Annotated in this window: 2 protein-coding genes; both read left to right on the forward strand. The window is 44.2% G+C overall.

Annotated elements, in window-relative coordinates:
- Positions 1 to 118: 118 nt before the first annotated feature.
- Complete coding sequence (locus Q0C29_RS06530; protein ID WP_291999855.1) at positions 119 to 1,417, forward strand: tyrosine-type recombinase/integrase; 1,299 nt, start codon at positions 119 to 121, stop codon at positions 1,415 to 1,417.
- Positions 1,418 to 1,744: 327 nt separating this feature from the next.
- On the forward strand, positions 1,745 to 2,284 hold the full coding sequence (locus Q0C29_RS06535) for a hypothetical protein (RefSeq protein WP_291999856.1): 540 nt from the start codon (positions 1,745 to 1,747) through the stop codon (positions 2,282 to 2,284).
- The last annotated feature ends 212 nt before the right edge of the window (positions 2,285 to 2,496 follow it).

Genomic DNA, 2,496 nt, shown 5'->3' on the forward strand with positions numbered 1-2,496 from the left:
GCGGGGGGTGGGATTTGAACCCACGCAGGCCTACGCCAACGGGACCTAAACCCGCAAAAATCATGCATGGAGTCTCATTAAAATCATGCATGGTATGGTTTAAAAACTGAGGTGTGGTTTGGTACTTCAACTGGTAGGAATGGATCCAAGCATGATTAACGTGGATAAGCTTAATAATGAGACTAGAAGGAGGATCCTGGAGTACGTCCTCAATAAGGGTGTTAAGCCTGGTGAGTTGGGTTATGAGTGGTCGTATGTTTATAGGGTTAGGGTTGGTAGGGTTCAGGTTAGTGATGATTTGGTTAAGGCATGCATAAGGCATATTACCAGGGAGGAGTTGGTTAGGTTGGTTGGTGTTAGGCTTGAGGAGGCTAATGCTACGCCTAGTGATGCTGTTAGGGTTATTCGCACAATGCAGGTTGACCCAGCTTACCGTGACCTAGTCTTCAGTATGCTTAAGCAGGCATTTGGTGAGTACTTGAGGGAGGCTGGGGCTGAGTGGATTGTGAAGGAGGGTGACCTTGAGGATTTCATTAAGGCTAAGAGGCTTAGGGGGCTTTCAGAGAAGACTATTAGGGATGAGGTTCGTTACGTTAGGCAAGCCTTAATTGAACTTAACTGGAGGCTTAACCCGGATGCTCTAAGGGACTACTTATCGGAGTTAAGGGAGGAGTCGGAGTACGTGCTTAAGCATACTGCATACAGCCTAAAGTCACTCCTAAAGGAGGTTCTTAGGTCAAGGGACCCAGTATTATTCAGTGCACTTTACTATAGTTTCAGGACTGTGAAGCCAATGAGGAGGATTAGGGTTAAGTTACCTGAATTAAGCCAATTAAGGGAATTATTCAGTGAGTTACCGAGTATTGAGGCTAAGGCGTACTTCATGATCCTAGCCGAGACTGGGCTTAGGCCCAGTGAACCACTCCTACTTGGTTTAAGTGACGTGGATTGGGAGCATGGTGTGCTTAGGATTGGTAAGGTTACGGCCACTAAGAGGGCATTCATAGCCTTCCTAAGGCCTGAATCAGTGAAGTGGCTTAAGGATAATTACATGCCTGTTAGGGACGGCTTCGTGAAGCTTAAGTACGATGCCGTTAAGGCTGATTACCTACACGTTAATGCTAATGCAGAGGATTGGGCAAGTAGGCTAATACCATTCAATAGGGATAGGTTAAGAAGGGAGATTAAGAAAACAGCCAGGGCAGTGCTGGGCCGTGACTTCGAGCTATACGAGCTACGTAAATTCTTCGCAACATGGATGATAAGCCAAGGAGTACCGGAAAGCATAGTCAACACACTACAGGGCAGGGCACCACCAAGCGAATTCAGAATACTCATTGAGCACTACTGGAGCCCTAGGCATGAGGAGCTTAGGCAGTGGTATTTGAAGCATGCACCAGCCGTATGTTGTGGTTGATTGGCGATGTTTTAATTCAAGCTTCATTAAAAGCCCCTATTGTTAACCTCTTTTGCCGCATTTTACTCATTAACTTCTCTAGCCGGTGCCTTGATTCATTCGACTCGATGCGCATGGTTAATTAAATAAACGCACTAATGTTGAACACGGCTATTTGGGCGTCATTAGGGTCTTAACTTTACAAAACAGTGCCTGTAGCGGTTTTAACCTCTTTCCAACATATGGTTCATTGCCCTGAGTTTATTAAGGTCTTTAACTCATTGGACTCATGGGGTATTTGGTAAGGTACTTAAGGCTATTTTAATTAGTTCCATGTTCTTAATTTTAATGATGTTCGCTACTCCTAAGGCTCTACGTTTATCGAGTCACTATGGTTCATTAGTATATTATGTTGTGTTGTTCTTAACGTCACCTTTTAATCCTCAGGAGTTTGTGGCTATTAAGGCTCCTCCATTAGTCATGGCCTCTAACTTCTTATTTCAAACAGTGTTGACGGTAGTTGACTTATCTTTAGCATTGCTCACTGTTGATCGCGTTGGTTTGTTTAAAAGGCCTATGCTATACACGATGCTGTTAATCATCACTGCTAACTACATAGCCTTCACAATATCCTACATGGTGTTTAGGAGGCCTTTGATTGGGATATCGGGCATTGCAGTGGATTCATCAGTAATAGCACTAATGGCCTCATACATGCTGAGGGTTACAGGCTCTAGAATCGATTCCTCAGTATTAACAGCCCTATCGTTAGCATGTTCAATAATCACACTATACTTAGCATTTGCATCACCATACTGGGTGAACCATGTAATAGATGTATTGAGCTTAACACCAGCATTAACTATAATGTGGATGAAGCGTAGGTAATGTAGGGTAATGTTAATTGACTCATTACCCTACGTTAATGAAGGCAGTAACCCCTAAAGGGCTCTACGCGCTTCAAAGACCAGGAATTGACGAACCTCGTTAATTCCTTACCATTGCTCCTCACCGGCTTTACTTTGACCTTATTAGGCTCCTTAATTTCACGCCCAAGCCTACCTAAGCGCCACCGCAGTTGAAGTTCAACCACCCCCGAA

Origin of the sequence: Caldivirga sp., from assembly GCF_023256255.1 — an archaeon.
Lineage (GTDB): Archaea > Thermoproteota > Thermoprotei > Thermoproteales > Thermocladiaceae > Caldivirga.